The organism is Streptomyces sp. NPDC051913, from assembly GCF_044593635.1.
Lineage (GTDB): Bacteria > Actinomycetota > Actinomycetes > Streptomycetales > Streptomycetaceae > Streptomyces.
On sequence record NZ_JBIUCI010000001.1, the window covers coordinates 858,304 to 882,938 of the forward strand.

A 24,635-nucleotide genomic window follows, 5' to 3' on the forward strand; every position below is an offset into this window, starting at 1 on the left:
GTGCCGCTGTCACTTGGGGGTGACCACCTTGTAGTTCTTGGGGACCTGGGCGTCGGGCCGACGCAGATACAGCGGCCGGGGCGCCGGCAGCTCCTCGCCCGCGGCGAGCCGCTCGGCGGCCAGCGCGGCCAGGGCGGCGGCCGACACATGCTCGGGCGCCCGCGCGTCCGGGAAAGTGTCGGGGTAGAGCAACGCGCCGGCGCCCACCGCGGGCACCCCGGCGACCTGCTCGGCGATGTCGGCGGGCCGGTCGACGGCTGGGTCGGTGACCCGGGTGCGGCGGTCGTCGTAACGCGCCCAGTAGACCTCCTTGCGCCGGGCGTCGGTCGCCACGACGAAGGGGCCCTCGACCTCGGTGGCGTACGCGAGCCCGTCCAGCGTGCACACGCCGTGCACGGGGACGTCGAGCGCGAGGCCGAAGGTGTCGGCGGTCATCAGCCCGACACGCAGTCCGGTGTAGGGGCCGGGTCCGATGCCTACGACGATGCCGGTGACGGCGTCGAGTGCGAGGCCGGCCTCGGCGAGCACGCGGTCGACGGCCGGCAGCAGCAGCTCGCCGTGCCGGCGGGCGTCCACCTGGCTCGACGAGGCGACGACGTCCGTTCCGTCGTGCAGGGCGACGGTGACGGCGGGGGTGGCGGTATCCAGAGCGAGCAAGAGCACGCAAACAGCCTACGGCTCCCGCGCCGCGCACATCGCCGCCCCGGTGAGCCGCCCCGTGACTGCTAACGTCGCGAAGGATCACTGCGTACGACAAAGAGGTGGACGTCCGTGCCAAGCAACTCCGCCGGAATCGTCACCGGACTCACCGTGGCGGCCCTCGGCGCCGTCGGCTTCCTCGCCTACCAGGCCTCGGCGACCGTGCCCGCGACGCTCGGGCAGCCGCACACGGACAGCTCGCCGGGGATCGCCGCCGCGAAGGCGCCCCGCGACACCCGTCACCCCGCCGCCCTGCCGACCGGTTCCGGAAAGGGTGAACGGGTCGTGTACTCGGTGGACGACGACCGGGTCTGGCTCGTCGGCGCGGGCGACAAGGTGGAACGCACCTTCGAGGTCGTCCCCGGCGCGGTCGACCCGGCGCCGGGTTCCTACTGGGTCACGTCCCGCTCGAACTCGGTCACCGGCACCGACGGCACCCCCATCGAGCACGTCGTCCGCTTCGCCACCGCCGGCAACGTGACGATCGGCTTCAGCGCGGCCGTCGCACCCGCCACGGCACCGGCCGACCCCGCGGTGAAGACGGGCGGCATCCGGGAGTCCCGCGAGGACGGCGCCGCGATGTGGACCTTCGCGACGATCGGCCAGAAGGTCATCGTGATCCGCTAGGGCCTGTCCGGCGGATCAGGTCGCGGGAAAGCAGCAGCGCCTCATCGACGCTGGTGAGCGGGGGCTGGCGCGTCGGAGTGCAAGGCGGAGGAGGGCGGCGACGCGGAGCGTCGGCAACCGACGACAACGCCGCAGGCCGGCGTGCCAGCCCCCGCGTCTGCGGCATGATCCGCCGGACAGGCCCTAGGCGGCTTCGCGGTGCTGTGCTCTCTCGATCGTCCCGGGGTCGGGCAGACGGGGTGGCGTCGAGATCGCGTGCGCCGCGGCGCAGGCCGCCAGCAGGTCGCGCATGGGTACCGCGGACACCGCGCGCGGCGTCGACTCGTCTCGTTCCGTGGCCGACATGGTCGCCTCCTGAGCACCGGGGGCGGACGTGGTTAGGTAGACCTAACCACGAACTGGATACCATGTGACCACGCGCAAGACGTCGAAAGCAATATCTTGCCGACGTCTTGTCGGAACGTTCACCGAAATCGGGGCCTGCCCGGCGGATCACGCGGTGAGCACGCTCAGGTCGGCCGTCGCCCAGCGCTCGCCCAGCCCGGTCAGCGTCACGTGCCGCACCTCGTCGGTGGTGTCCCCGACCGCACGGTGGATCTGCACCTGGAGCCGGTCCTCGGTCAGCTCCTCGACCTTGCCCTCGCCCCACTCGACCACGATGACCGAGTCGGACAGCGAGACGTCGAGGTCCAGGTCCTCCATCTCGTCGAGCCCGCCGCCCAGCCGGTAGGCGTCGACATGGACGAGCGGCGGACCGTCGCCGAGGGACGGGTGGACGCGGGCGATGACGAAGGTCGGGGAGGTGACGGCACCCCGCACGCCCAGCCCCTCTCCCAGTCCCCGGGTCAGCGTGGTCTTGCCCGCGCCGAGTTCCCCGCTGAGCATCACGAGGTCACCGGCCCGCAGCAGCTTGGCCAGCTTCAGGCCCAGCTCGCGCATCTGCTCGGGGGAGGTGACGGTCAGCCCGGTCTCAGCCGGGCTGTGCGGTACTGCTTCCATAACCGCCCACCGTAGCCCCTGCCGGCACCGCCCCCGCCCGGGTGAGGAGGTCGGCGAGGCGGTCGGTGACCACTTCCGGGTGCTCCAGCATCACCAGATGCCCCGCGTCCGGCACCAGCACCAGCTCGGCGTCCGGCAGCAGCCCGGCGATGGCCTCACTGTGCTCGCTGGGCGTGACGAGGTCCCCGATCCCGGCCAGCACGAGCACCGGGAGGTCCCTGAAGTGGGCGAGCGCCTCGGTCTTGTCGTGGTCGGTGAACGCCGGGTAGAACTCCGCGACCACGTCGATCGGCGTCGCCTCGATCATCCGCTCGGCGAACCGGGCGACCGCGGGATCGACGTCCCGCGACGCGAACGAGTACCGCTTGATGATCCCGGCGAAGAGGTCGGCGGTGGCCTGCCGCCCCTTCTCCACCAGCTCGGCCCGCTGCCCCAGCGCCTTCAGCAGCCCCGGCAGCACGCGTCGTACGGCATTCACACCCGCGACGGGCAACCCGAAGTTGACCTCGCCGAGCCGCCCCGACGACGTACCCACCAGAGCCACGGCGACGACCCGCTCCCGGATGAGCTCCGGATACTGGTCGGCGAGCGCCATGACCGTCATCCCGCCCATCGAGTGCCCGACGAACACGAGCGGCCCCTCGGGCGCGGCGGCGTCGACGACGGCCTTCAGATCACGCCCGAGCTGGTCGATGTCGACCGGCACGCCGTCCTGCACCTGCCGCACCCCGCGCCCGGACCGCCCATGGCTGCGCTGGTCCCAGTGCACGGTCCGGACGACCCCGCGCAGCGCGGCCCGCTGGAAGTGCCAGGAGTCCTGGCTCAGGCAGTACCCGTGGCTGAAGACGACGGTGACGGGCAGCGGCGCCTTCCGCCCGAAGAGGCGGCGCCGACGCGGCGCGGACCCGCCCTCCGGCTCCACCTCGTCGACCTCGTAGTACAGCTCCGTGCCGTCGTCGGCGTACGCCTTCCCCGGCATTCCGCGCAGCGAGCCGTACGGCCCGGCCGAGTCCAGTGCGAGCCGCGCCTTCTTGCGCATCCCGCGTCCGACGGTCATCCGCTCCAGGGCGACACCGGCCGCGGCACCCGCGGCGACCACCCCTATCGCGGCACCGGCGATCCCGGTCGCCCGGCGCCAGTTGCCGACGGCCGCCCCCGTGGCGGAGGCGACGGCAAGGGCGGCCTCCGCACTGCTCTCGCTCACGTACCGCTCCTCTTCGCCGGGCTGCTGGACTGCTGGTCGCTGCTGGGCCGGTTACCCAGCTGATCCCTCGTTCACGTAAAGAACTCACGCATTCACATAGACGCGGGGAACGCGCGTTCCGATCCGGGTGACGATCTCGTACGCGATGGTCCCCGCCGCCTGCGCCCAGTCCTCGGCGGTGGGCTCGCCGCGGTCGCCGGGCCCGAAGAGTACGGCCTCGCTTCCGACGGCGGGCTCGTCGCCCCCCAGATCGACGACGAACTGGTCCATGGCCACCCGACCGGCCACGGTCCGCCACTTGCCGCCGACCAGCACGGGCCCGGTGCCGGAGGCGTGCCGCGGAACGCCGTCCGCGTACCCGACCGGGATCAGTCCGAGGGTGGTCTCGCCCGGGGTGACGTAGTGATGCCCGTAACTGACCCCGTGCCCACCCGGCACCCGCTTCACCAGCGCGACGGCCGCGCTCAGCGTCATCACCGGCCGCAGCCCCAGGTCGGCCGAGCTGCCGAGCTCGGGGCTGGGCGAGATGCCGTAGACGGCGACACCGGTGCGCACCAGGTCGAAGTGGGCCTCGGGGAGGGTCAGGGTGGCGGGCGAGTTGGCGATGTGCCGGACCTCGGGGCGCACGCCGGCCTGTTCGGCGTACGCGAGCATCTCGCGGAACACGGTGAGCTGGGCGGCGATGGAGGGGTGCCCGGGTTCGTCGGCGCAGGCGAAGTGGGACCAGAGCCCGGTGATCCGGACGACGCCCTCGGCCTCGGCTCGCACAGCGTGGCCCACCAGCTCGGCCCAGTCGGCGCCGGGCTGGCATCCGTTGCGTCCGAGGCCGGTGTCGCCCTTGAGCTGCACGCGCGCGGTCCTTCCCGCCGCACGAGCGGCGTCGACGACCTCCCGCAGTGCCCACATCCCGCTCACGGACACGTCGAGATCGGCCTCGACGGCTTCCCGCCAGGGCCCGCCCGGGGTCCACAGCCAGCACATGATCCGCACCCCGTCGATCCCGGCGGCACGCAGGGCGAGGGCCTCTTCGGGCGTGGCCGTCCCCAGCCAGTCGGCGCCCGCCTCCACGGCCGCGCGGGCACAGGGCACCGCGCCGTGGCCGTACGCGTCGGACTTGACCACGGCCATCAGGGCCGCGCCGGGCGCGAGGGCGCGCAGGGTCCGCACGTTCGCCCGCAGGGCGGCCAGATCAATCTCGGCCCGCGCACGCAGGGCCACGCCCGACCGGGCAACAGTCTCACTCATGACGCCCCCAGTCTCTCAGAGGGCCGCGCGCCCCCGTCGTACGCCCGCGCTCCGGGTCGCCGTCCCGCCCGTCGACCCGGCCCGTCCGGTCGACGGTCACCCGGCGCGGACATCGCGCCACGCCTCCGGAATCGTCTCGGCCACGTCATGCGCCCCGGCCGGGGCGCCGTCCGCCGCGTACCGCCCGGCCAGCCCGTGCAGATACGCCGCCACGCTCCCGGCGTCCAGCGCCCCGAGCCCGGCCGCCAGCAGCGACCCGGCGAGCCCTGACAGCACGTCCCCGCTGCCCGCGGTGGCCAGCCAGGCCGTCCCGGTCGGGTTCACGCGCACGGCACCGCCGACGGCATCGGCGACGAGCGTCGTCGACCCCTTGAGCAGCACGGTCGCGGAGTACCGCGCCGCGAGCTCCCGCGCCGAGGCCAGCCGGGCCCCCTCGACCTGCCCGCGCTCCACCCCGAGCAGCGCGGCGGCCTCTCCCGCGTGCGGCGTCATGAGGGTGGGCGCGCTCCGCCGACGTACGGCGTCCCGCGCGGCCAGCCGCAGTCCGTCCGCGTCGATCAGTACCGGCACGTCGGCCGAGAGCACCTCCTCCACGGCCAAGGCGTCGTCCCCGGCCCCCGGCCCCACGACCCAGGCCTGCACCCGCCCCGCCCGCCGCGGTCCCCCCGCGGAGACGAGCGTCTCGGGGAAGCGGGCGATCACCGCGTCCCCGGCGGGCCCGACGTACCGCACGGCTCCGGCACCGCCGCGCAGCGCCCCGGCGACGGCCAGCACCGCCGCCCCGGGGTAACGGGCCGACCCGGCGGCGATCCCGACGACACCGCGCCGGTACTTGTCGCTCTCGCCGGTGGGCGTGGGCAGCAGCGCCGCGACGTCGGCGTGGTGCAGGGCCTCCAGCTCGGCGCCGGGCGGCAGCTCAAGCCCGATGTCGACCAGCCGTACCGACCCGGCGTACTCCCGCGCGGGATCGATCAGCAGCCCCGGCTTGTGCGCCCCGAAGGTGACGGTGAGGTCGGCCCGCACCGCACCGCCGTGCACCTCGCCGGTGTCCGCGTCGACCCCGCTCGGCAGGTCCACGGCCACCACGGCGGCCCGGGCCCGCTCCAGTACGGCGGTCAGCGCGGCCGCGTCGGGCCGCAGTCCGCCCTTCCCGCCGATACCGACGATGCCGTCGAGGACGAGGTCGGCCCGCAGGAGCGCGTCTTCGGCGGACCCTGCTGCGACGACCGTTCCTCCGGCCCGCCGCAGCGCGGCCAGCCCTGCGGCATGGGCGCGCTCCGGCGTGAGCAGCACGGCGGCGACCCCGGCCCCCCGGCGGGCGAGCCGGGCGCCGGCGTGGAGCGCGTCGCCCCCGTTGTCGCCGCTGCCGACGAGCAGCACGACCCGCCGCCCGTACACCCGGCCCAGCAGGTCGGCGCAGGCGGCGGCCAGCCCGGCGGCGGCCCGCTGCATGAGCGTGCCCTCCGGCAGCCGTGCCATGAGTTCCCGCTCGGCGGCCCTGACCGTCTCCACGCTGTAAGCAGTACGCATGGAGAGGAGTCTCCCCGCTGCTACCCCTCCGCCACCACAACCGCCGAGGCGACACCCGCATCGTGACTGAGCGACACATGCCAGGACTGCACGCCGAGTTCGGCGGCCCGGGCGGCGACACTCCCGGAGACGCGCAGCCGGGGCTGCCCACTGTCCTCGACGTACACCTCGGCATCGGTCCACAGCAGCCCGGCGGGCGCCCCCAGCGCCTTGGCCAGCGCCTCCTTCGCGGCGAACCGGGCGGCGAGGGAGGCCACACCCCGCCGTTCCCCGCTCGGCAGGAACAACTCGCTCTCCAGGAACAGCCGCTGGGCCATCCCGGGCGTGCGCTCCAGCGACACCGCGAACCGGTCAATCTCCGCCACGTCGATACCGACCCCGATGATGCTCACCCGCGCACTCTACGGAACGCCCCGTCCGAGGTGGGCCCCACCACCCCGGCCGCGTTACACACGAAGTGATGCACCAGGTCCGATTCCCGTGTGTCCGCGCCGAGTTGGGATCACGCTCACCACAGACTGCGATGGTCTCCCCCCCCCATCGAGAGAAGATCGGCACCTGTGGAAGTCTGGCTGCTCAACAACTTCAGCACCACCGCCCTGGCCACCCTGCTCGTGGGCAGCGCCCTGCTCATCGGCGTGGGCGGTGTCGCGCTGATGCGCTGGCGGTTCCGGCACCTGGTGGACACCGGCGAGCACAACGACATGATCGGCGTCGTGCTCGGGATGTACGCCGCGATCTACGGCATCATCCTCGCCTTCGTCGTCGTCGCCGAGTGGGAGAGCCTCGACGACGCGACCACCAACGTCGCCGCCGAGGCCTCCCAGACCGCCGAGGTGCTGCGCACCGCCGACGCCTTCCCCGCCGCCGAGCGCGAGCGGATCACCGCGGCGATGCACGCCTACGTCCACTCCGTCGTCGAGCAGCAGTGGCCCCTGATGCGCGAGGGCAGGCCCGACCCCAGCCTGACCGAGCCCCAGATCAAGGGCCTGTACAAGGCGTTCCAGGACTACGAGCCGCGCACCGAGTCCGAGCAGGCGTACTACTCCGAGGCCGTCTCCACGCTCGGCTCACTCGCCTCGGCCCGCCGCACCCGCCTCTCGGACTCCCAGCAGCAGCTGCCGGTCCTGCTCAGTGTCCTCGTCTACGGCGGCGCGCTCATCATGCTGCCCCTGACCTTCCTCTACGGCATCCGGGACGTGCGCGCCCAGCTGATGTTCGTGACGTCGGTCGCGGTCCTGATCGGGGTGAGCGTGCTGCTGTGCCTGACCCTGGACCGGCCGTTCTCGGGGGACCTGGCGGTGAGCCCGGCACCGTTCAGACAGGGCGTGCTGGCCCAGTTCTGGCGGTGACGGGCCTACCGCGAGCCGCTCACTCCACCGTCACCGATTTCGCGAGGTTCCGCGGCTGGTCCACCTCGTTGCCCCGGGCCGTCGCCAGCTCGCACGCGAACACCTGCAACGGGACCGTGGCGACCAGCGGCTGGAGCAGCGTCGGAGTCGCCGGGATCCGGATCAGATGGTCGGCGTACGGCACCACCGCCTCGTCCCCCTCCTCCGCGATGACGATGGTCCGGGCCCCGCGCGCGCGGATCTCCTGGATGTTGGACACGATCTTGTCGTGCAGCACCGACCGCCCGCGCGGCGACGGCACGACCACCACCACCGGCAGATCGTCCTCGATCAGCGCGATCGGCCCGTGCTTGAGCTCGCCCGCCGCGAACCCCTCGGCGTGCATGTAGGCGAGCTCCTTGAGCTTCAGGGCGCCCTCCAGCGCGACCGGGTAGCCGACGTGGCGCCCGAGGAAGAGCACGGTGTCCTTGTCGGCGAGGGACCGTGCGAGCGCCCGTACCGGCTCCATCGTCTCCAGGACCCGGTCCACCTCGCCGGAGATCTTCGACAGGTCCCGGATGACGGCGAAGATCTCGTCGCCCCATTTGGTGCCCCGCACCTGGCCCAGATACAGGGCGACGAGGTAACACGCGACCAGCTGGGTCAGGAACGCCTTGGTCGAGGCGACCGCGACCTCGGGGCCGGCGTGCGTGTACAGCACGGCGTCCGACTCGCGCGGGATCGTCGAGCCGTTGGTGTTGCAGATGGCCAGCACCTTGGAGCCCTGCTCGCGCGCGTGCCGCAGCGCCATCAGCGTGTCCATGGTCTCGCCGGACTGGGAGATGGCGATCACCAGGGTCCGCGGGTCCAGGATCGGATCGCGGTAGCGGAACTCGCTGGCCAGCTCCACCTCGCAGGGGACCCGCGTCCAGTGCTCGATGGCGTACTTGGCGATCAGCCCCGCGTGGAAGGCCGTACCGCAGGCGACCACGACGACCTTGTCGATCTCCCGCAGCACACCCGGCGGGATCCGCACCTCGTCCAGGGTCAGCGACCCGGCCGCGTCGATGCGCCCGAGGAGCGTGTCGGCGACCGCCTTCGGCTGCTCGGCGATCTCCTTGAGCATGAAGTAGTCGTAGCCGCCCTTCTCGGCGGCCGAGGCGTCCCAGTCCACGTGGTAGGACCTGACCTCCGCCGGACGCCCGTCGAAGCCGGTCACCGTCACCCCGTCGCGGCGCAGCTCGACGACCTGGTCCTGGCCGAGCTCGATGGCGGAGCGGGTGTGCGCGATGAAGGCCGCCACATCGGACGCGAGGAACGCCTCCCCCTCCCCCACACCCACCACGAGCGGCGAGTTCCGCCGGGCCCCGACGACCACGTCCGGCTCGTCCGCGTGCACGGCGACCAGGGTGAACGCCCCGTCCAGACGCCGGCACACCAGCCGCATCGACTCGGCGAGGTCCCCGCAGGAGGAGAACTCCTCGGCGAGCAGATGCGCGACGACCTCGGTGTCGGTCTCGGACGCCAGATCGTGGCCGCGCTCCGCCAGTTCGGCCCGGAGCGCGGCGAAGTTCTCGATGATCCCGTTGTGGACCACCGCCACCCGCCCGGCGTTGTCGAGGTGCGGATGCGCGTTGGCGTCCGTGGGCCCGCCGTGCGTGGCCCAGCGGGTGTGCCCGATGCCGGTCGGCCCGGTCGGCAGCGGCCGGTCGACCAGTTCCTTCTCCAGGTTGACCAGCTTCCCGGCCTTCTTCGCCGCGGCGAGCCCGCCGTCGGCGAGGACGGCGACACCCGCCGAGTCGTACCCCCGGTACTCCAGCCGCTTCAGTCCGGCCGTCACGACCTCGAGCGCAGACTGCGACCCCACGTATCCCACGATTCCGCACATGCGCGGCAGCCTACGCACGATCCGCCGACCAAAAGGCCTTCCGCGTGCCCGATATCGGAAATTCCCACGGCCATACGAACGCGGTGGTAAGGGCCCGGGCGTACGAGCCTCGGTGGAGGCGTGACGGACCCCACCCGCCAACTCGTTCAAACTCCGTTAACAATGGACTGTGATCTCTCCGGTCTCCTCGACCCCCCGGAGCGCCCACCGGAACAAGCCGGAGGCGACTCCCTACGTCGACCTCACCCGTGCCGAGTGGAGCGCGCTGCGCCACAAGACGCCCCTGCCCCTGACGGCGGAGGAGGTCGAGCGACTGCGCGGCCTCGGCGACGTCATCGACCTCGACGAGGTGCGGGACATCTACCTCCCGCTCTCCCGTCTCCTCAACCTCTACGTCGGCGCCACGGACGGCCTCAGGGGCGCCCTGAACACCTTCCTCGGCGAGACGGGCACCCAGACCGGCACCCCGTTCGTCATAGGGGTCGCGGGCTCGGTCGCCGGCGGCAAGTCCACCGTCGCCCGGCTCCTCCAGGCCCTGCTCTCCCGCTGGCCCGAGCACCCCCGCGTCGAGCGGGTGACGACGGACGGCTTCCTGCTCCCCACCAGGGAGCTCCAGGCACGCGGCCTGATGTCCAGGAAGGGCTTCCCCGAGTCGTACGACCGCCGGGCCCTGACCAAGTTCGTCGCCGACATCAAGGCGGGCAAGGACGAGGTCACGGCACCCGTCTACTCCCACCTCATCTACGACATCGTCCCCGACGAGAAGCTCGTGGTGCGCCGCCCGGACATCCTGATCGTCGAGGGCCTCAACGTCCTCCAGCCGGCGCTCCCCGGCAAGGACGGCCGCACCCGCGTCGGCCTCGCCGACTACTTCGACTTCAGCGTGTACATCGACGCCAACCCCGACGACGTCGAGCGCTGGTACCTCAACCGCTTCAAGAAGCTGCGCCAGACGGCATTCCAGGACCCCAACTCGTACTTCCGCAAGTACACCCAGGTGTCCGAGGAGGAGGCCCTCGACTACGCCCGCACACAGTGGCGCACCATCAACAAGCCGAACCTCGTGGAGAACATCGCCCCCACCCGGGGCCGGGCCACCCTCGTCATCCGCAAGGGCCCCGACCACAAGGTGCGGCGGCTGAGCCTGCGCAAGCTGTGAACAAATGACCGGGGCCTGTTAGAAAAGGCGTCATGCTGCATCTGCGTCTGATCACACCGTCCGACACGACGGACGACGTGGTCCGCCTGATCGAGAAGACCGTCGGCACCACCCACCTGGTCGTCGTGCCGAACGCGGCCCGCAACCCGGTGGGCGATGTCGTGATGTGCGACGTGGCCCGCGAGGCCGGCGACGAACTCATCGGGGCCCTGCGCGAGTTGAACCTGGACAAGACCGGCTCGATCGCCGTCGAGAACATCGACCTGTCGCTGTCCAAGCGGGCGGACAAGGCCGAGGACGAAGCACCGGGCGAGGGCGCCGACGCGGTCCTGTGGGAGCACCTGACGGACGCGACCCACGAGGAGTCGACGCTCTCCGTCACCTACGTCGCCTTCATCACCCTGGCCACCATGATCGCGGCCTGCGGTGTGGTCCTCGACAACGCGATCCTCATCGTCGGCGCCATGGCCGTCGGCCCGGAGTTCGGCCCCCTGGCCGCCTTCAGCACATCCGTCGTCCAACGCCACCCCCGACTGGCGCTGCGCTCCCTGATCGCCCTGCTGGTGGGCTTCGCGGTGGCGATGGCGGTGACGGTGGGCTTCACCTGGTTCATGGACGCCGCGACCCTGTTCCACAGGTCCGACCTGGAGGGCGACCGCCCCAACACGGCCTTCGTCTATGCCCCGGACGCCTTCTCCTTCGTGGTGGCGGTCCTGGCGGGCATCGCGGGCACCTTGTCCCTGACGTCGGCGAAGTCGGGCGCGCTGGTGGGCGTGGCCATCTCGGTCACAACAGTGCCCGCAGCGGCGAACGCGGCGGTGGCTCTGGCCTACGGCGACATGGAGCAGACCATCGGCTCCGCGAACCAACTCCTGCTGAACCTGCTGGGAATCGTGCTGGCGGGAACACTAACGCTGCTCCTCCAGAAGTGGCTCTGGAGACGCCCCTAGGGGCGCGGGGCTGTGCTGAATTTGCGGCTACCGCCGCGCGGGCGCGACAAGCCACAACGAACCCGCAGCCCGCAGAGCACAGCACCCCCACCCCGAACCCGGCGTTCTAACCCAGCGCCGACTTAACGGCATCAGCCAACCGCCCCGCCACAGACCGCGCCTGATCAATATCCGCGGCCTCGACCATCACCCGAACCAACGGCTCGGTCCCGGAAGGCCGCAGCAACACCCGCCCGGTCTCCCCGAGTTCCCGCTCAGCCTCGGAAACGGCGGCAGCAAGCTCCGCGGAACTCCCCACCCGAGTCCGATCCACGTCCGGCACATTGATCAGCACCTGAGGCAACCGCTCCATCACAGCGGCCAGTTCCCGGAGCGACCGCCCGGTCTCCGCGACGCGCGCCGCCAGCAGCAGCCCGGTGAGCGTCCCGTCCCCCGTGGTGGCGTGATCCAGAATGATCACGTGCCCGGACTGCTCACCCCCGAGCGCGTACCCGTGCTCCTTCATCGACTCCAGCACATACCGGTCTCCCACAGCCGTCTGCACCAGCGTCAGCCCCTCCCGCTCAAGCGCCAGCTTGAACCCCAGGTTGGACATGACCGTCGCGACAACGGTGTCGGCCCGCAGCACGGACCGCTCCCGCATGGCCAGCGCCAGCACGGCCATGATCTGGTCGCCGTCGACCTCGTCCCCGGTGTGGTCGACGGCGAGGCACCGGTCCGCGTCCCCGTCGTGCGCGATACCGAAGTCCGCACCGTGCTCCACGACCGCGGCCTTCAGCAGCCCCAGGTGCGTGGACCCGCACCCGTCGTTGATGTTGAGCCCGTCCGGGTCGGCCCCGATCGTGATGATCTCGGCGCCGGCCCGGGAGAACGCCTCCGGCGACACCCGCGCGGCAGCGCCGTGCGCCTCGTCGAGGACGATCTTCAGCCCGTCGAGCCGGTTCGGCAGCACACCGATCAGATGGGCGACGTACTGGTCGAAGCCCTCCAGGTACTCCCGCACCCGCCCGACACCCGAGCCGGTCGGCCGCTCCCACGGCTCGCCGTGCCGGTGGGACTCGTAGACGGACTCGATCCGGTCCTCCAGCTCGTCGTCGAGCTTGTGACCGCCGCGGGCGAGGAACTTGACGCCGTTGTCGGGCATCGCGTTGTGGCTGGCGGAGAGCATGACACCGAGGTCGGCGCCGAGAACGCCGGTGAGGTACGCCACGGCCGGGGTCGGCAGCACACCGACCTTCAGGACGTCGACGCCGGCGCTCGCCAGGCCCGCCACCACGGCGGCCTCCAGGAACTCCCCGGACGCACGCGGGTCCCGTCCGACCACCGCCGTCGGCCGGTGGCCCTCGAACGTACCCGCCTCGGCCAGCACGTGGGCCGCCGCGACGGACAGACCGAGCGCCATCTCGGCGGTCAGGTCCGCGTTGGCGACGCCGCGCACGCCGTCCGTGCCGAAGAGTCGTCCCACTTGTCCTCCTGATGAAGCGTCACTTTCGAGGTCACCTTCGGAGATCACCCAGGATCACCCGATCACACAAGCCTTTGAGCGTCTTGTGCCGTTATACGCCCAAGGCTGTGATAAACGAACGCCCCGGCGGCACTGTGGCGTGCCGCCGGGGCGTTCAGACGTACTGCTGAAGTGCGAGTACGGGCTGCAGGCAGCGAAGCTTAACGCTTGCTGTACTGCGGAGCCTTACGGGCCTTCTTCAGACCGGCCTTCTTGCGCTCGACCGCACGGTCGTCGCGGCGGAGGAAGCCGGCCTTCTTGAGGGCGCCACGGTTGTTGTCGACGTCGGCCTCGTTCAGCGCACGGGCGACACCGAGACGGAGCGCACCGGCCTGACCGGAGACACCGCCACCCGCGATGCGGGCGATGATGTCGTAGCGGCCCTCGAGCTCGAGCACCTTGAAGGGCTCGTTGACTTCCTGCTGGTGCACCTTGTTCGGGAAGTAGTCCTCAAGGGTGCGACCGTTGATCTTCCACTTGCCGGTGCCCGGGACGATCCGGACGCGGGCGATGGCGTTCTTGCGACGGCCCAGGCCGGCGGCCGGCTGGGGGTCGCCGAAGCGGGACGCCATCGACTCCGAGGTGTACTCACCCTCGACGGGGACCTCGGACTCGGTGGTGTAGCTGTCGATGTCGACGAGCTCGGTCTCGGTCTCTTCGACCGGCTGCTCAGCGGTGGTCTCGGCCACGATGCTCCTCAGATTCTTTTCTGTTTAGGGGGTGGCCGGAACTACTGCGCGACCTGGGTGATCTCGAACGGCACCGGCTGCTGGGCAGCGTGCGGGTGCTGGTCGCCCGAGTAGACCTTCAGCTTCGAGAGCATCTGACGGCCCAGGGAGTTCTTGGGGATCATGCCCTTGATGGCCTTCTCGACGGCCTTCTCCGGGTTGTCACGGAGCAGGTCGTCGTAGCGGACGGAGCGCAGACCACCCGGGTAGCCGGAGTGGCGGTACGCCAGCTTCTGGGTCCGCTTGTTGCCGGACAGGTGCACCTTGTCGGCGTTGATGATGATGACGAAGTCGCCCATGTCCATGTGCGGGGCATAGGTCGGCTTGTGCTTGCCGCGGAGGAGGTTCGCGGCGGTGGTGGCCAGACGGCCCAGGACGACGTCCTGAGCGTCAATGACGTGCCACTGGCGAGTCACATCGCCGGGCTTAGGGCTGTACGTACGCACTTCTCAGCCTTCTTCTTCAGGGATGGGTGCTGACACAAGGCATCCTTGAAGCGATCGTGCAGCTGGGGACGACAGAAGCCGGGAACACTGCCCGTATGCCGCCCACTGGTAACTGCTCCAGGGAACCTACGCACTGGCTTCTGGCGTCAGAACGACCAAGCCAATACGCATAACAAACCGCAAGGGTACTAGCGCTACCCCGGACGGGTCAAAACGAGCGGGCCCGACAGCCCCGTGCGTCCCCCCTCTATGATGCGCCCCATGAGCTTTGGGCAGCAGGGGGGACCCCAGTCCCAGTGGGATCCCTGGAAACCGAATTCCCAGCAGCCGTGGAACGGCGCCGACGACGGTCGGACCCCGGACTGGGCGGCGCTCGCGGAGGCGTCGGAGACCCGTAACAAGCGGCGCAAGCTGCTGTTCATCGTCGGTGGCGCCCTCGCCACCGCGGCGATAGGCACCGCCGTCGCCATGGCCGTGGTCTCGGCCGACGGCGGCGACGAGGCGTCCACCACGTCCTCGCTGCCCGCGACGGCCGACATACCGAGCCAGTCCGCGACCGACCCGTCCTTCGCGCCGACCAGCGCCCCGCCGCCGCTGGACCCGAAGGACTTCGTCTCCAGCAAGAACAAGGACACGGCGCCGCTGAGCGCGGAGATCCTCTTCCCCGGCACCCAGCTGACCATGGGCGAGACGGTCTACAAGAAGGGCGCCACGGCCGACACCAAGAAGTGCGCCTCGGCCGCCAACGCCAACGGCACCCTCGGCAAGATCCTCACCGCCAACGGCTGCACCCGCGTGATGCGAGTCTCGTACATGAAGGACGGCGTCGCGGTGACGGTCGGCGTGGCCGTCTTCGACACCGAGGCCCAGGCGAAGAAGGCCAAGGGCGAGGCCGACAACAAGAGCGTCATCGCCTCGCTGTCCGGCGACGGCGTGAAGGCCTTCTGCAACGCCGCGGTGTGCCGTACGACGACCAATTCCTACGGCCGCTACGCCTATTTCACCACCGCTGGTTTCCTCAACGGCAAGAACGTCACGGAGAAGAGCACCAAGGTCGAGTCGATCGGCAACGACCTGGCCGAGTTCGCCTTCCGCCAGATCCGCCGCCGCGGTCAGGCCCAGGCGTCGGCGGCCGCGGCCGGGTGACACCCGCTGAAACCGTGTGAGACCCTCCACAGTCGTCGATCATCAGCCGTTGATCAGCGCGACCGTGGGGGGTCTCTTGGCTTCGTCCGGCCAACGCCCCCGGGAAGGGGGCCACGGCATGCACATGCGAGGCCGGGTACGGCTGATAGGGGCGGGCGCGGCGGCAGCGGTCCTGGGACCGCTCGCCCTGTGGTCGGTCCGGGACGAGAACGAGGACGAGGACGAGGGTCCCCGGCTCGTCCCCACCGACCTGCGCGACCGCGACCCGGACGCCACCCCGGCCGCCCGCCGGGTCCACACGTTCCTGGCCGGCCTGGAGAACGACGCCCGTCGCGGCCGTCCCTCCCGCACGCTCATCGGCCAGCACGTGGAGCTGCACAACGAGCGGTACAACCCGAAGTACGGCGATTACCGGGGGACCAAGCAGCCGGGCTACTACTACAAGAAGGCCCAGGACATCACGGGGCGGCTGCCGGGCTTCCTGGAGCTGGACCTGGGCCCGGGCTACGGCCAACCCGGCTGGGCGGTGGGCCAGGCCCGCTCCTACAACGGCTCCTGGCCGAGCTGCCGCCGAGACTGGGGGTACGTCGAGGACGCCGTGGATCTCGCCGTCGGCGTGTGGGCGGGCCTGCCACGGGCGGCCGACGGCTCCTACCGGTCCTCCGGCACCCACACCGAGTGCTTCTCGGGCGCCCGGGTCTCGCTCCCCCGCAACGGGGGCGCTCCGGCGGGGCTGGTCGGATTCTCCTTCCACCAGCCCTACCCCGGCAGCCCCGTCAAGGGCTTCGAACAGACCAAGTTCCGCAACTCCCCCGGCGCCGACGACCCCGGCTGGTTCCGCCGGGTGGTCACCGCGGACAGCCCGGAACACCGGGCCCTGCTGCACGACCTCGACTTCCTGGCGGACCACCTCGGCTACCTCGCGGACCGGGGAGTGCCGGTACTGCTGCGCCCGTACCACGAGATGAACACGGCCCCTGGCCACGGATTCTGGTGGGCGGGCCAGGACCCGGCCGCCTTCCACCGGCTGTGGCGGCTGACGTACGACCACCTCGTGCACCGGCGCGGCCTGCACAACCTGCTCTTCGTCTGGGCGCCGAACTCCTGGCACGGCGGCTCCGTGCGCGACCCGCACGCGTACTACCCGGGCGGTCGCTACGTCGACGTGGTGGGCGTCGACGACTACAGCGACACCCCGGCCGAGCCCTACGGCGGGGGCGCCTGGACCGAGGTCTGGTATCGCGGCCTGGAGCGGTACCGCAGGCCGCGGATCATGGCCGAGTCCTTCCACGTACCGCTCAACGCGGCCCAGCCGGAGACCCTGAGCCGGACCCCGTGGGTGCTGTGGACGGTGTGGGGCCAGGCGTTGTCCTACGAGAACCTCTCCGCTCCCCGGCACAAGAACACCGCGGCCGATGTGCGACGCACCTATGGATCACCGCGGACGATCACCAGCGGTGATCACTTTCCGGCCAGTGACAACCAGTGACGCCTCGTGAAGGTCACCACACAAGACGTAACTTGATTAACTTTCGAGCACATCCTCCTCACAAATGTTCCCTGTATCGGACACGTATGCGAGTATCGGTGGCATATTCGGTCGGTGGTCCGGGCGCCCGGGGGGGCATCTGAGCGGCAGCTGACCGAGGCGCCAGAGAAGGCGTTGAGGGGGATTGGGCCCGGAACAACAAGGACGTCGTGGTGCGCTGACGCGCGCCGTGGCCGAGATCCGTCGTTGCCTCAACGCACCACCGATCTCACAGGAGTTCCGCAGCCGTCATGACATCGACACTGGTCGACGGGGGGGTGCCGCAGTATTCGCGGCACAATCAGAAACTCGCCAAGCGAACTGCGTCCTGGAAGCCGGGCATTCTCCCGTTCCTGTTGCCCTTCGTGCTTCTGACCGCCTTCGGACTGTGGAGCTACAGACCCAGTTCGTCCCTGATGAGCTGGATCCTGACCGTCGTCTGGTCACTGCCGGTGGCCGGTGTGATGGTCGGCATCCAAGGTGCTCTGCTGATCCGCCGACGGGTCCGCAAGAGCGACCAGATGACCCCGCCGGCACCCGCCGAGCAGGACTTCCTGATCGCGCTCTGCCCGACCATCGGGCGGCATGACACCTATCCGGCGCTGGAGCGCTCGATCCTCTCCTACGTCGAGCACCTGCCGGAGTACTTCCCGTACATGCGGGTCGACATCCTCACCGAGGAGGGCTGCGAGGCCACGGAGGCCATCGACCGGCTCGCCGCGTCCCACCCGCTGATCCGGGTGATCACCGTCCCCAAGGACTACGTCCCGGCCAACGGCACCCGCTTCAAGGCCCGCGCCAACCACTACGCCCACGAGCTGCGCATCGCCGAGGGCGAGGCCCTGGACTACGTCTGGGTGCTGCACATGGACGACGACACCGGTGTCGGCCCCGACACCGCCTCCTCGCTCGCCCAGTTCATCAACCGGCAGCGACGTGCCCACCCCGACGAGGCCAAGCACATGGCCCAGGGCATCCTCACGTACCCCCGCGAGAACGCGGTCAACATGTTCACCTGGCTCGCCGACGCGGTGCGCCCCGCCGACGACATCGCCCGCTTCCGGGCGCTGACCGGCATGGGCACCCCGGCCGCCGGAGTGCACGGCGAGCTGCTGGTGCTACGCGCGTCCATCGAGGCGGAGATCGGCTGGGACTTCGGCCCCAAGGAGATCGTGGAGGACGCCCGGCTCGCGCTGACCTTCTGCCGCAAGTACCCGGGCCGGAGCGACTGGTTCAACGGCCGCTGCTACGGCGCCTCGCCCGCCACCGCGGCCGACTTCGTCAAGCAGCGCGACCGCTGGGCCTGGGGTCTGGTGGCCCTCTGCTTCAACCGGGCGGTGCCCCTGCGCTACCGGTGGTTCCTCTCGATCTGCGTGGCCACCTGGATCCTCGGCCCGCTCCAGCACATCGGTGCCGTGCTCCTCATCGGCTGGCTCTTCAACGACATGAACACCTCGCCGGTGACCCAGTCCGTCACGATCCTCTGGGCCCTCAATTTCGCCTACGTGATCTGGACCTACTGGGAGGGGCTGCGGCTGAACGCCCTCGCCTCGGTCAGCGGTCGACGCAAGTGGTGGGAGCCGATCGTCGTGGTCGCTCTCATCCCGGTCTTCTCGATCATGGAGGGACTCGGTGGCTTCAAGGGCTTCCTGAAGTTCGTCCGGCGCGAGGAGAACAAGTTCGTCGTGATCGCCAAGCCCGCCTGACCCCGGAAGACCACAGACATGCGTTCACGACTGCCTCTGCTTGCCATTTTCCCGGTGACCGTCCTCACCGTCGTGCTGGGCACCCCCTTCCTCTTCGGCGACCATCCGGTGCGCTGGGAGGCGGGCTCGAAGCTGCCCACCCTCGTCCTGGACGACGCCCCGGAATCCACTACCCCGGCCGACACCACCGACGTGAAGGCCTCTCCCTCGCCCACCGCCGACCCGCTCAAGGTCGCCGAGCCCTGGAAGAAGGGCATGCCCCAGTGGGGCGTACAGCTCTACTGGGAAGAGGAGAAGACCAAGCGCTCCGACGCGTTCATCGAGAAGCAGGCCGAGAAGCACGCCAGGTATCTCATCGGCCTGGGCGCCAACTCGGTGTCCGTCTCCTTCCCCTTCTACATCGAGAGCCGCACGTCCAACGTGCTCTCGGAGGGTGCCAAGACACCGTCCCCGGAGCGCGTCGAGCGCGTGCTGAAGGTGTTCAAGGACGCCGGTTTCCGCACCACCCTCCGCCCGATCATGGACGAGGGGAGCCTGAAGCAGGCGAACGGCTGGCGCGGCAACATCGAGCCCGACTCCCGTTCCGCCTGGTTCGCCTCGTACAAGAAGCTCGTCACTCCGTACCTCAAGGTCGCCGACGAGGCGAAGACGAACACGTTCGTGATCGGTACCGAGCTCAACTCGCTGGAGGGCGACGTCGGCTGGGGAGCCCTGGTGTCCTCCGCCGAGAAGAGCTTCTCCGGCGAGGTCTCGTACGACGCCAACTGGGACAACTACGTCCGCGGCCGCATCAGCATGCCGGTCAACCACCTCGGGGTCGATGCCTACTTCCCGGTCAAGGTCGCGGACACCGCGTCCGTCGGCACGCTCGTCAAGGGCTGGAACGACTGGCTGGACCGGAAGGCCACCGGCACGCTGCCCAACATCCTCATCGCCGAATCCGGCATCGGTGCCATGAAGGGCGCCTACCACGCCCCCGGCGACTTCTACGCCAGGCGCACGGTCAACGAGAAGGTGCAGGCCAACTGGTACACGGCGGTCTGTCAGGTGGTCCAGGAGCGGCAGATGCAGGGCGTCTACTGGTGGTCGATCCACTTCGACGACGACCCCAACACCGCACCGGACGACAAGACCGCCTCCCGACTCGACTTCGCCGGACGCCCCCTGACCGAGAAGGCCATCAAGACCTGCTTCAGCTCTGACTACGCAGGTCCCGGGACCGACGACTCCACCAGCTGACCGAGCGAGGCAATCATGCAGGAAGCCATCATCCTCGTGGGCGGCAAGGGAACGCGCTTGCGCCCGCTCACCAACCACACCCCCAAGCCGCTGCTCAGCGTCGCGGGTTCCTCCTTCATCCGGCACCAGATAGCCAAGCTGATGGACGCCGGCGTCGAGCACGTCGTGTTCGCCACCTCCTACCTCGCCAGCCTCTTCGAGGAGGAGTTCAAGGACTTCTCCCAGGACCTGGCGATCTCCTACGCCGTCGAGGAGGTGCCCCTCGGCACCGGCGGCGCGATCCGCAACGCCAGCCGTCTGCTGCGCGGCGACGACCCGGACGCCCCGGTCCTCATCCTCAACGGCGACATCCTGTCCGGCGTCGACCTGCGCGCCCTCCTGGAGCGGCACGAGACCCAGGACGCGGAGGTGACCCTGCACCTCACCCGGGTCCTCGACCCGCGCGCCTTCGGTCTGGTCCCCACCGACGAGGACGGGCGGGTGCTCTCCTTCCTGGAGAAGCCCAAGACGGCCGCGGAGATCGTCACCGACCAGATCAACGCCGGCTGCTACGTCTTCCGCCGCTCCGTCCTGGACGCCATCCCCGCCGACCGCGAGGTCTCGGTCGAGCAGGAGACCTTCCCGCAGCTGGTCGCCGGCGGCGGCCGGGTCTTCGGCCACACCACCCAGGAGTACTGGCGCGACCTCGGCACCCCGCTGGCCTTCGTGCACGGCTCCGCCGACCTGGTCAGCGGCAAGGCGACCTCGCCCCTGGTGGACGGCCCGTCCGAGGCGCTGATCCACCCCACGGCCGTCATCGACCCGACCGCCCGCGTCACGGGCGGTTCGACGATCGGCGCGCACGCCGTCATCGGCGCGCACGTGGTCGTCGACCGCTCGATCATCGGCGCGCACGTCACGGTCTCCGAGGGCGCCCAGGTCCACGAGTCCGTCGTGGACCACGACTCCACGATCGGCGAGGAGTCGCTCCTGCGCGAGGTCGTCGTGGGCTGCCACTCGCACGTCGGCGCCCAGAACGAGCTGCCCGCCCAGTTGCGGCTGTCGTGCGGCATCCGCATCCCCGCCCAGGGTGTGCGGGTCAGCGGTACGGCCGTCGCCTGCCCGACAGTCCACTGAAGTCGCCGGCCTGACCGGACAGTTACTGGAGAACCGTGACCAGCCATCGTTCCAAGGCCGCGAACGCGGAGCGCCTCCGCAAGTACCGGCCTGACATTCAGGGCCTGCGTGCCGTCGCCATCATGATGGTCGTCGCCATGCACTGCGGCATCCTCGACATCCACGGCGGCGTGGACGTCAGCTTCGTGCTCAGCGGCTTCCTCATCGGCAGCCAGCTCCTCGCCGAGATCGACAAGACCGGCAAGGTCTCCCTGAGCAAGTTCTGGGCCCGCCGCTTCCGGCGTCTGGCGCCGGGCGCCGCCGTCACCATCGTGGCCGTGGGCGTCCTGTCCTGGATCTACGCGAGCCCCTTCAGGTTCCGCGAGTACATGGACGACGGACTCGCCGCGTCCGTGAGCCTCATCAACTGGCGGCTGGCCGAGAACGGCACCGACTACTTCGCCAACGACGGCAGCCAGTCGCCGTACCAGCACTTCTGGTCCCTGGGCATCGAGGAGCAGTTCTACCTCGCCGCCCCGATCGTCCTCGTCGTCGTGGCCTGGATCAGCCGGCTCGTCTTCCGCAACCGCGTCCTGGTGGGACTGGTCCTCATGGGCGCGGTGGGCGGTTCCTTCTACCTGGGCTACAGCCTGACCACGCCGAACCAGCCGCTGGCCTACTTCGGCACCCACACCCGCATCTGGGAACTCACCTTCGGCGTCCTGCTCGCGCTCTGGGCGCCGTTCCTGTCCCGTATGCCGCGGGGTCTCGCCGCCGTCGTCTCCTGGCTGGGCCTGGGCACCATCCTGGTCACCGGGATGCTCATCACCGAGAACACGCCGCTGCCGGGATACGCCGTCGCCGGTCCCGTGCTCGGCGCGTGGCTCATCATCGCCGGCGGCTGCGCCAACCCCGGTTTCGGCGCGGAGAAGCTCCTGGACAACCCCGTCTTCGACTTCATCGGCAAGGTCAGCTACGGGTGGTACCTGTGGCACTGGCCGCTGCTGATCCTCTGGCCGCACATCATCGGCTGGGAGTTCGGCTACTCGGACCGCTTCCGGGTGGCGGTCCTCTCCTTCCTGCTCGCCATCGTCATGCACTTCATCGTCGAGAAGCGGTTCAGGGAGAACGTGAAGCTGGTCGTGCGTCCCTGGCTGGGCATACTCACCGGCGGCGCCCTGACGGGTACCGCGGCCGTCGCCATGGTGGTCGCCCTCCAGGTGCCGCTCAACCTCTCCATCGGCACCGCCGGAACCGCCGCCGCCCTGACCGGGTTCGACGGCACCGAGTCCGTGGAGAAGGCGGTGAGCGAGCGGTCCGACCCCAAGGTCAGCCGGAGCATCCTGCTGAAGTCCCCCGAGGACCGGGGGGACTACGGCTGCATCGACCAGCTGCTGGTCAGCAGCTGGACCCTGCACGACGACTGCGTCATCGGCGACAAGGAGTCCGACAGGACGCTGGTGCTGCTCGGCGACTCGCACGCCTACCAGTGGGGCAACGCCTTCGACGCGCTCGGCCGCAAGCTGCACGTCAAGGTCATCACGGTCATCAAGAGCGGCTGCTCGCCCGAGGTCTACCAGATCACGCGTGAGGATCTGGGGCGCGAGTACACCGAGTGCACGAGCTGGCGGAAGTCGGCTCTCGCGTACATCAAGAAGCTCAAGCCGGACGTCATCGCGGTGGCCAACCGGGTCCAGTTCAACACCGTGCGCGAGGGCGCCGAGGACACGTTCAAGAAGCTTGAGGCCACTGGGTCGGACCTGATCTATCTGACCGACACGCCGAAGCCGACCTTCAGCGTCCCGGACTGCCTGGCCGAGGAGTCCGACGCCCTCTCCTCATGCACCCTGAAGGCGGAGACCGCCGTCGACCTGCCCGAGTTCCGGAAGCTGGAGCGCGAGGTCGCGGAGGAGCACGGAGCCACGGTCATCAACACGCTCCCCGCGTTCTGCGCGGACGGCTACTGCCCGGCGGTCATCGGCGGACACGTGGTCTATTGGGACAACAGCCATATGACCGGCGGCTACGCCAAGTCCCTGGAGTCGTTCCTGGAGCCGACCTTCAAGAAGGTCCTGGCCGACTGACCCACGACACAGGGTCGGCCCACAACACGGAGCCGGCCGAGAACACAGAAGAGAGGGGCCCCGACACCGGGGCCCCTCTTCAGTGCACCTGCCCCCGCACCCGCCGAGCCTGCCGCTGCCGCTCCGCCAGCAGCTCGTCCGCCGGATAGGCGACCTCCTCCAGCGTCAGCCCATGCGGCCGCACCACATGCACGGCACTGTCCCGCTCCCCCGCGTCCAGCACCTTCCGCGGCCACTCCACGCCCCGGTGCCCGTCCCCCACGAACAACAGCGCCCCCACCATGGACCGCACCTGGTTGTGGCAGAACGCGTCGGCGCGGACCTCGATCTCGACGACCCCGTCCGCGTTCCTCCGCACCCCGAAGTCGAAGATCTCCCGAACCGTCGACGCCCCCTCGCGCTTCTTCGCGTAGGCGGCGAAGTCATGCTCCCCGACCAGCGACTTGGCGGCGGCGTCCATCACCTCGACGTCCAACTCCCAGTCGTGCCACAGCACATGGTTGCGGAGCAGCGGATCCACACCCCCGGGCCGGTCCCCGACCCGGTACACATACCGCCGCCACAACGCGGCGAACCGGGCGTTGAACCCCTCGGCGGCCTCCCCTACCGCCCACACCCGCACATCCTTGGGAAGGCGCCCGGCCAGCCGCTTGAGCAGCTTCTCCCGATGCTCCGCCCACACGTCCTCGGGCAGATCCACATGAGCCACCTGCCCCCGGGCATGCACCCCCGCGTCCGTCCGCCCGGCCACGGTCAGCTCGTACGTCGTCTCCCCCGACCGCGTCACGGTCCGCAGAGCGTCCTCGACCTCCCCCTGCACGGTCCGCTGACCACCGGCCTGCTTGGCCCAGCCACGGAAATCGCTCCCGTCGTAGGACAGGTCGAGACGGACACGTACGGAACCGGGCGCTGCTTCTTCACTCACACGGAGATCCTCTCAAGAACACGACAGTGGGCCCGCTCCTCGAAAGGAACGGGCCCACTGTGCGGAACGCTTACGCGTCCTTGGACTCCTCAGCCGCCGCGTCCTCGACCTCGTCGGTCTTGGTCACGTCGACCTTGGTCTCCTCGGCGGCCGGAGCAGCCTCGGCGTCCTTCGCGGCGCGCTTGGTGGCGGCCTCGGCCTCACCCGTCGCCTGCTGCGCGACCGTCAGCGCCTCGACCAGCTCGATGACAGCCATGGGCGCGTTGTCGCCACGGCGGTTACCGATCTTGGTGATACGGGTGTAGCCACCCGGACGGTTCTCGTACCGCGGGCCGATCTCGGTGAAGAGCGTGTGCACGATGCTCTTGTCCGTGATGACCTGGAGCACCTGGCGGCGGTTGTGAAGGTCGCCCTTCTTCGCCTTGGTGACCAGACGCTCGGCGTACGGCCGCAGACGGCGGGCCTTCGCCTCGGTGGTGGTGATACGGCCGTGCTCGAAGAGCTGCTTCGCGAGGTTCGCGAGGAGGAGCTTCTCGTGCGCGGCGCTGCCGCCCAGACGGGCACCCTTGGTGGGCTTCGGCATTTCTTTCTCCTGTGTGTCT

General features: G+C 70.1%; 23 protein-coding genes. 10 read left to right on the top strand and 13 right to left on the bottom strand.

What is annotated here, in order from left to right; translation table 11 throughout:
- Positions 1-9 precede the first annotated feature (9 nt).
- A complete protein-coding gene (gene tsaB / locus ACIHIX_RS03935; RefSeq protein ID WP_399949387.1) occupies positions 10-663 on the bottom strand; it encodes a tRNA (adenosine(37)-N6)-threonylcarbamoyltransferase complex dimerization subunit type 1 TsaB in 654 nt (217 codons plus the stop codon).
- Between the two features lie 108 nt (positions 664-771).
- Between tsaB and ACIHIX_RS03940 the strand changes: the two genes are divergently transcribed.
- Positions 772-1,326, top strand: a complete 555-nt coding sequence (locus tag ACIHIX_RS03940; RefSeq protein ID WP_399949389.1) for a hypothetical protein — start codon at positions 772-774, stop codon at positions 1,324-1,326.
- 183 nt (positions 1,327-1,509) lie between these two features.
- Here the strand turns inward: ACIHIX_RS03940 and ACIHIX_RS03945 are convergent, their stop codons facing one another.
- The 6 genes from ACIHIX_RS03945 to ACIHIX_RS03970 form a co-directional block, all read right to left on the bottom strand.
- A complete protein-coding gene (locus tag ACIHIX_RS03945) occupies positions 1,510-1,671 on the bottom strand; it encodes a hypothetical protein (protein WP_399949390.1) in 162 nt (53 codons plus the stop codon).
- A 147-nt stretch (positions 1,672-1,818) separates the two neighbouring features.
- On the bottom strand, positions 1,819-2,325 hold the full coding sequence (tsaE, locus tag ACIHIX_RS03950; protein ID WP_329335759.1) for a tRNA (adenosine(37)-N6)-threonylcarbamoyltransferase complex ATPase subunit type 1 TsaE: 507 nt from the start codon (positions 2,323-2,325) through the stop codon (positions 1,819-1,821).
- Entirely contained in the window at positions 2,297-3,529 is a 1,233-nt protein-coding gene (locus tag ACIHIX_RS03955; RefSeq protein ID WP_399949392.1) for an alpha/beta fold hydrolase, read from the bottom strand. Before ACIHIX_RS03955 ends, tsaE begins: the two co-directional genes overlap by 29 nt.
- A gap of 84 nt (positions 3,530-3,613) precedes the next feature.
- Complete coding sequence (gene alr, locus ACIHIX_RS03960) at positions 3,614-4,774, bottom strand: alanine racemase (protein WP_399949394.1); 1,161 nt, start codon at positions 4,772-4,774, stop codon at positions 3,614-3,616.
- A gap of 96 nt (positions 4,775-4,870) precedes the next feature.
- Complete coding sequence (locus ACIHIX_RS03965; protein WP_399949396.1) at positions 4,871-6,304, bottom strand: NAD(P)H-hydrate dehydratase; 1,434 nt, start codon at positions 6,302-6,304, stop codon at positions 4,871-4,873.
- A gap of 20 nt (positions 6,305-6,324) precedes the next feature.
- The gene (locus ACIHIX_RS03970) at positions 6,325-6,696 is read right to left on the bottom strand and encodes a holo-ACP synthase (RefSeq protein WP_399949398.1); all 372 of its coding nucleotides are present in this window, start codon (positions 6,694-6,696) and stop codon (positions 6,325-6,327) included.
- A 168-nt stretch (positions 6,697-6,864) separates the two neighbouring features.
- On the opposite strand from ACIHIX_RS03970, the gene ACIHIX_RS03975 reads away from it, so the two are divergent.
- Entirely contained in the window at positions 6,865-7,656 is a 792-nt protein-coding gene (locus ACIHIX_RS03975; protein WP_399949400.1) for a DUF4239 domain-containing protein, read from the top strand.
- A gap of 19 nt (positions 7,657-7,675) precedes the next feature.
- Here the strand turns inward: ACIHIX_RS03975 and glmS are convergent, their stop codons facing one another.
- Entirely contained in the window at positions 7,676-9,523 is a 1,848-nt protein-coding gene (gene glmS / locus ACIHIX_RS03980) for a glutamine--fructose-6-phosphate transaminase (isomerizing) (protein ID WP_399949402.1), read from the bottom strand.
- Between the two features lie 169 nt (positions 9,524-9,692).
- Here glmS and coaA point away from each other — a divergent pair, with 169 nt between their 5' ends.
- Together coaA and ACIHIX_RS03990 are read left to right on the top strand one after the other, a co-directional pair.
- Complete coding sequence (coaA, locus tag ACIHIX_RS03985) at positions 9,693-10,682, top strand: type I pantothenate kinase (protein ID WP_399949404.1); 990 nt, start codon at positions 9,693-9,695, stop codon at positions 10,680-10,682.
- Positions 10,683-10,714: 32 nt separating this feature from the next.
- The gene (locus tag ACIHIX_RS03990; RefSeq protein ID WP_399949406.1) at positions 10,715-11,632 is read left to right on the top strand and encodes a DUF389 domain-containing protein; all 918 of its coding nucleotides are present in this window, start codon (positions 10,715-10,717) and stop codon (positions 11,630-11,632) included.
- Between the two features lie 106 nt (positions 11,633-11,738).
- On the opposite strand, the gene glmM is transcribed toward ACIHIX_RS03990, so the two are convergent.
- The 3 genes from glmM to rplM all read right to left on the bottom strand — a co-directional run bounded on the left by glmM (position 11,739) and on the right by rplM (position 14,310).
- Complete coding sequence (gene glmM, locus ACIHIX_RS03995) at positions 11,739-13,097, bottom strand: phosphoglucosamine mutase (RefSeq protein ID WP_399949408.1); 1,359 nt, start codon at positions 13,095-13,097, stop codon at positions 11,739-11,741.
- 200 nt (positions 13,098-13,297) lie between these two features.
- The gene (gene rpsI, locus ACIHIX_RS04000) at positions 13,298-13,825 is read right to left on the bottom strand and encodes a 30S ribosomal protein S9 (RefSeq protein ID WP_399949410.1); all 528 of its coding nucleotides are present in this window, start codon (positions 13,823-13,825) and stop codon (positions 13,298-13,300) included.
- 41 nt (positions 13,826-13,866) lie between these two features.
- Complete coding sequence (gene rplM / locus ACIHIX_RS04005) at positions 13,867-14,310, bottom strand: 50S ribosomal protein L13 (RefSeq protein WP_109497901.1); 444 nt, start codon at positions 14,308-14,310, stop codon at positions 13,867-13,869.
- A gap of 261 nt (positions 14,311-14,571) precedes the next feature.
- Here rplM and ACIHIX_RS04010 point away from each other — a divergent pair, with 261 nt between their 5' ends.
- The 6 genes from ACIHIX_RS04010 to ACIHIX_RS04035 all read left to right on the top strand — a co-directional run bounded on the left by ACIHIX_RS04010 (position 14,572) and on the right by ACIHIX_RS04035 (position 23,108).
- Positions 14,572-15,456 carry a hypothetical protein gene (locus ACIHIX_RS04010; RefSeq protein ID WP_399949412.1) on the top strand — a complete coding sequence of 295 codons (885 nt, stop codon included), beginning with the start codon at positions 14,572-14,574 and terminating at the stop codon, positions 15,454-15,456.
- A gap of 118 nt (positions 15,457-15,574) precedes the next feature.
- Positions 15,575-16,945, top strand: coding sequence for a glycoside hydrolase family 26 protein (locus ACIHIX_RS04015; protein WP_399949414.1), 1,371 nt, complete (start codon positions 15,575-15,577; stop codon positions 16,943-16,945).
- A gap of 290 nt (positions 16,946-17,235) precedes the next feature.
- Complete coding sequence (locus ACIHIX_RS04020) at positions 17,236-18,690, top strand: glycosyltransferase family 2 protein (protein WP_399949416.1); 1,455 nt, start codon at positions 17,236-17,238, stop codon at positions 18,688-18,690.
- A 54-nt stretch (positions 18,691-18,744) separates the two neighbouring features.
- Positions 18,745-19,929 (top strand): glycoside hydrolase family 113, encoded by a 1,185-nt coding sequence (locus ACIHIX_RS04025; RefSeq protein ID WP_399949418.1) that lies wholly within the window; start codon positions 18,745-18,747, stop codon positions 19,927-19,929.
- 15 nt (positions 19,930-19,944) lie between these two features.
- Positions 19,945-21,045 (top strand): sugar phosphate nucleotidyltransferase, encoded by a 1,101-nt coding sequence (locus ACIHIX_RS04030; RefSeq protein WP_399949420.1) that lies wholly within the window; start codon positions 19,945-19,947, stop codon positions 21,043-21,045.
- A gap of 35 nt (positions 21,046-21,080) precedes the next feature.
- Positions 21,081-23,108 (top strand): acyltransferase family protein, encoded by a 2,028-nt coding sequence (locus ACIHIX_RS04035; protein ID WP_399949422.1) that lies wholly within the window; start codon positions 21,081-21,083, stop codon positions 23,106-23,108.
- 79 nt (positions 23,109-23,187) lie between these two features.
- Here the strand turns inward: ACIHIX_RS04035 and truA are convergent, their stop codons facing one another.
- Both truA and rplQ read right to left on the bottom strand, forming a co-directional pair.
- A complete protein-coding gene (gene truA, locus ACIHIX_RS04040; RefSeq protein WP_399949424.1) occupies positions 23,188-24,033 on the bottom strand; it encodes a tRNA pseudouridine(38-40) synthase TruA in 846 nt (281 codons plus the stop codon).
- 70 nt (positions 24,034-24,103) lie between these two features.
- Entirely contained in the window at positions 24,104-24,616 is a 513-nt protein-coding gene (gene rplQ, locus ACIHIX_RS04045) for a 50S ribosomal protein L17 (RefSeq protein ID WP_399949426.1), read from the bottom strand.
- Positions 24,617-24,635: the final 19 nt, after the last annotated feature.

Excerpts from the sequence above, each read along its gene's own strand:
- ACIHIX_RS03945 (WP_399949390.1), bottom strand. The coding sequence starts at position 1,671 with ATGTCGGCCACGGAACGAGACGAGTCGACGCCGCGCGCGGTGTCCGCG.
- tsaE (WP_329335759.1), bottom strand. The coding sequence starts at position 2,325 with ATGGAAGCAGTACCGCACAGCCCGGCTGAGACCGGGCTGACCGTCACC.
- alr (WP_399949394.1), bottom strand. The coding sequence starts at position 4,774 with ATGAGTGAGACTGTTGCCCGGTCGGGCGTGGCCCTGCGTGCGCGGGCC.
- ACIHIX_RS03965 (WP_399949396.1), bottom strand. The coding sequence starts at position 6,304 with ATGCGTACTGCTTACAGCGTGGAGACGGTCAGGGCCGCCGAGCGGGAA.
- glmS (WP_399949402.1), bottom strand. The coding sequence starts at position 9,523 with ATGTGCGGAATCGTGGGATACGTGGGGTCGCAGTCTGCGCTCGAGGTC.
- ACIHIX_RS03990 (WP_399949406.1), top strand. The coding sequence starts at position 10,715 with ATGCTGCATCTGCGTCTGATCACACCGTCCGACACGACGGACGACGTG.
- ACIHIX_RS04010 (WP_399949412.1), top strand. The coding sequence starts at position 14,572 with ATGAGCTTTGGGCAGCAGGGGGGACCCCAGTCCCAGTGGGATCCCTGG.
- ACIHIX_RS04015 (WP_399949414.1), top strand. The coding sequence starts at position 15,575 with ATGCACATGCGAGGCCGGGTACGGCTGATAGGGGCGGGCGCGGCGGCA.
- ACIHIX_RS04020 (WP_399949416.1), top strand. The coding sequence starts at position 17,236 with ATGACATCGACACTGGTCGACGGGGGGGTGCCGCAGTATTCGCGGCAC.
- ACIHIX_RS04030 (WP_399949420.1), top strand. The coding sequence starts at position 19,945 with ATGCAGGAAGCCATCATCCTCGTGGGCGGCAAGGGAACGCGCTTGCGC.
- rplQ (WP_399949426.1), bottom strand. The coding sequence starts at position 24,616 with ATGCCGAAGCCCACCAAGGGTGCCCGTCTGGGCGGCAGCGCCGCGCAC.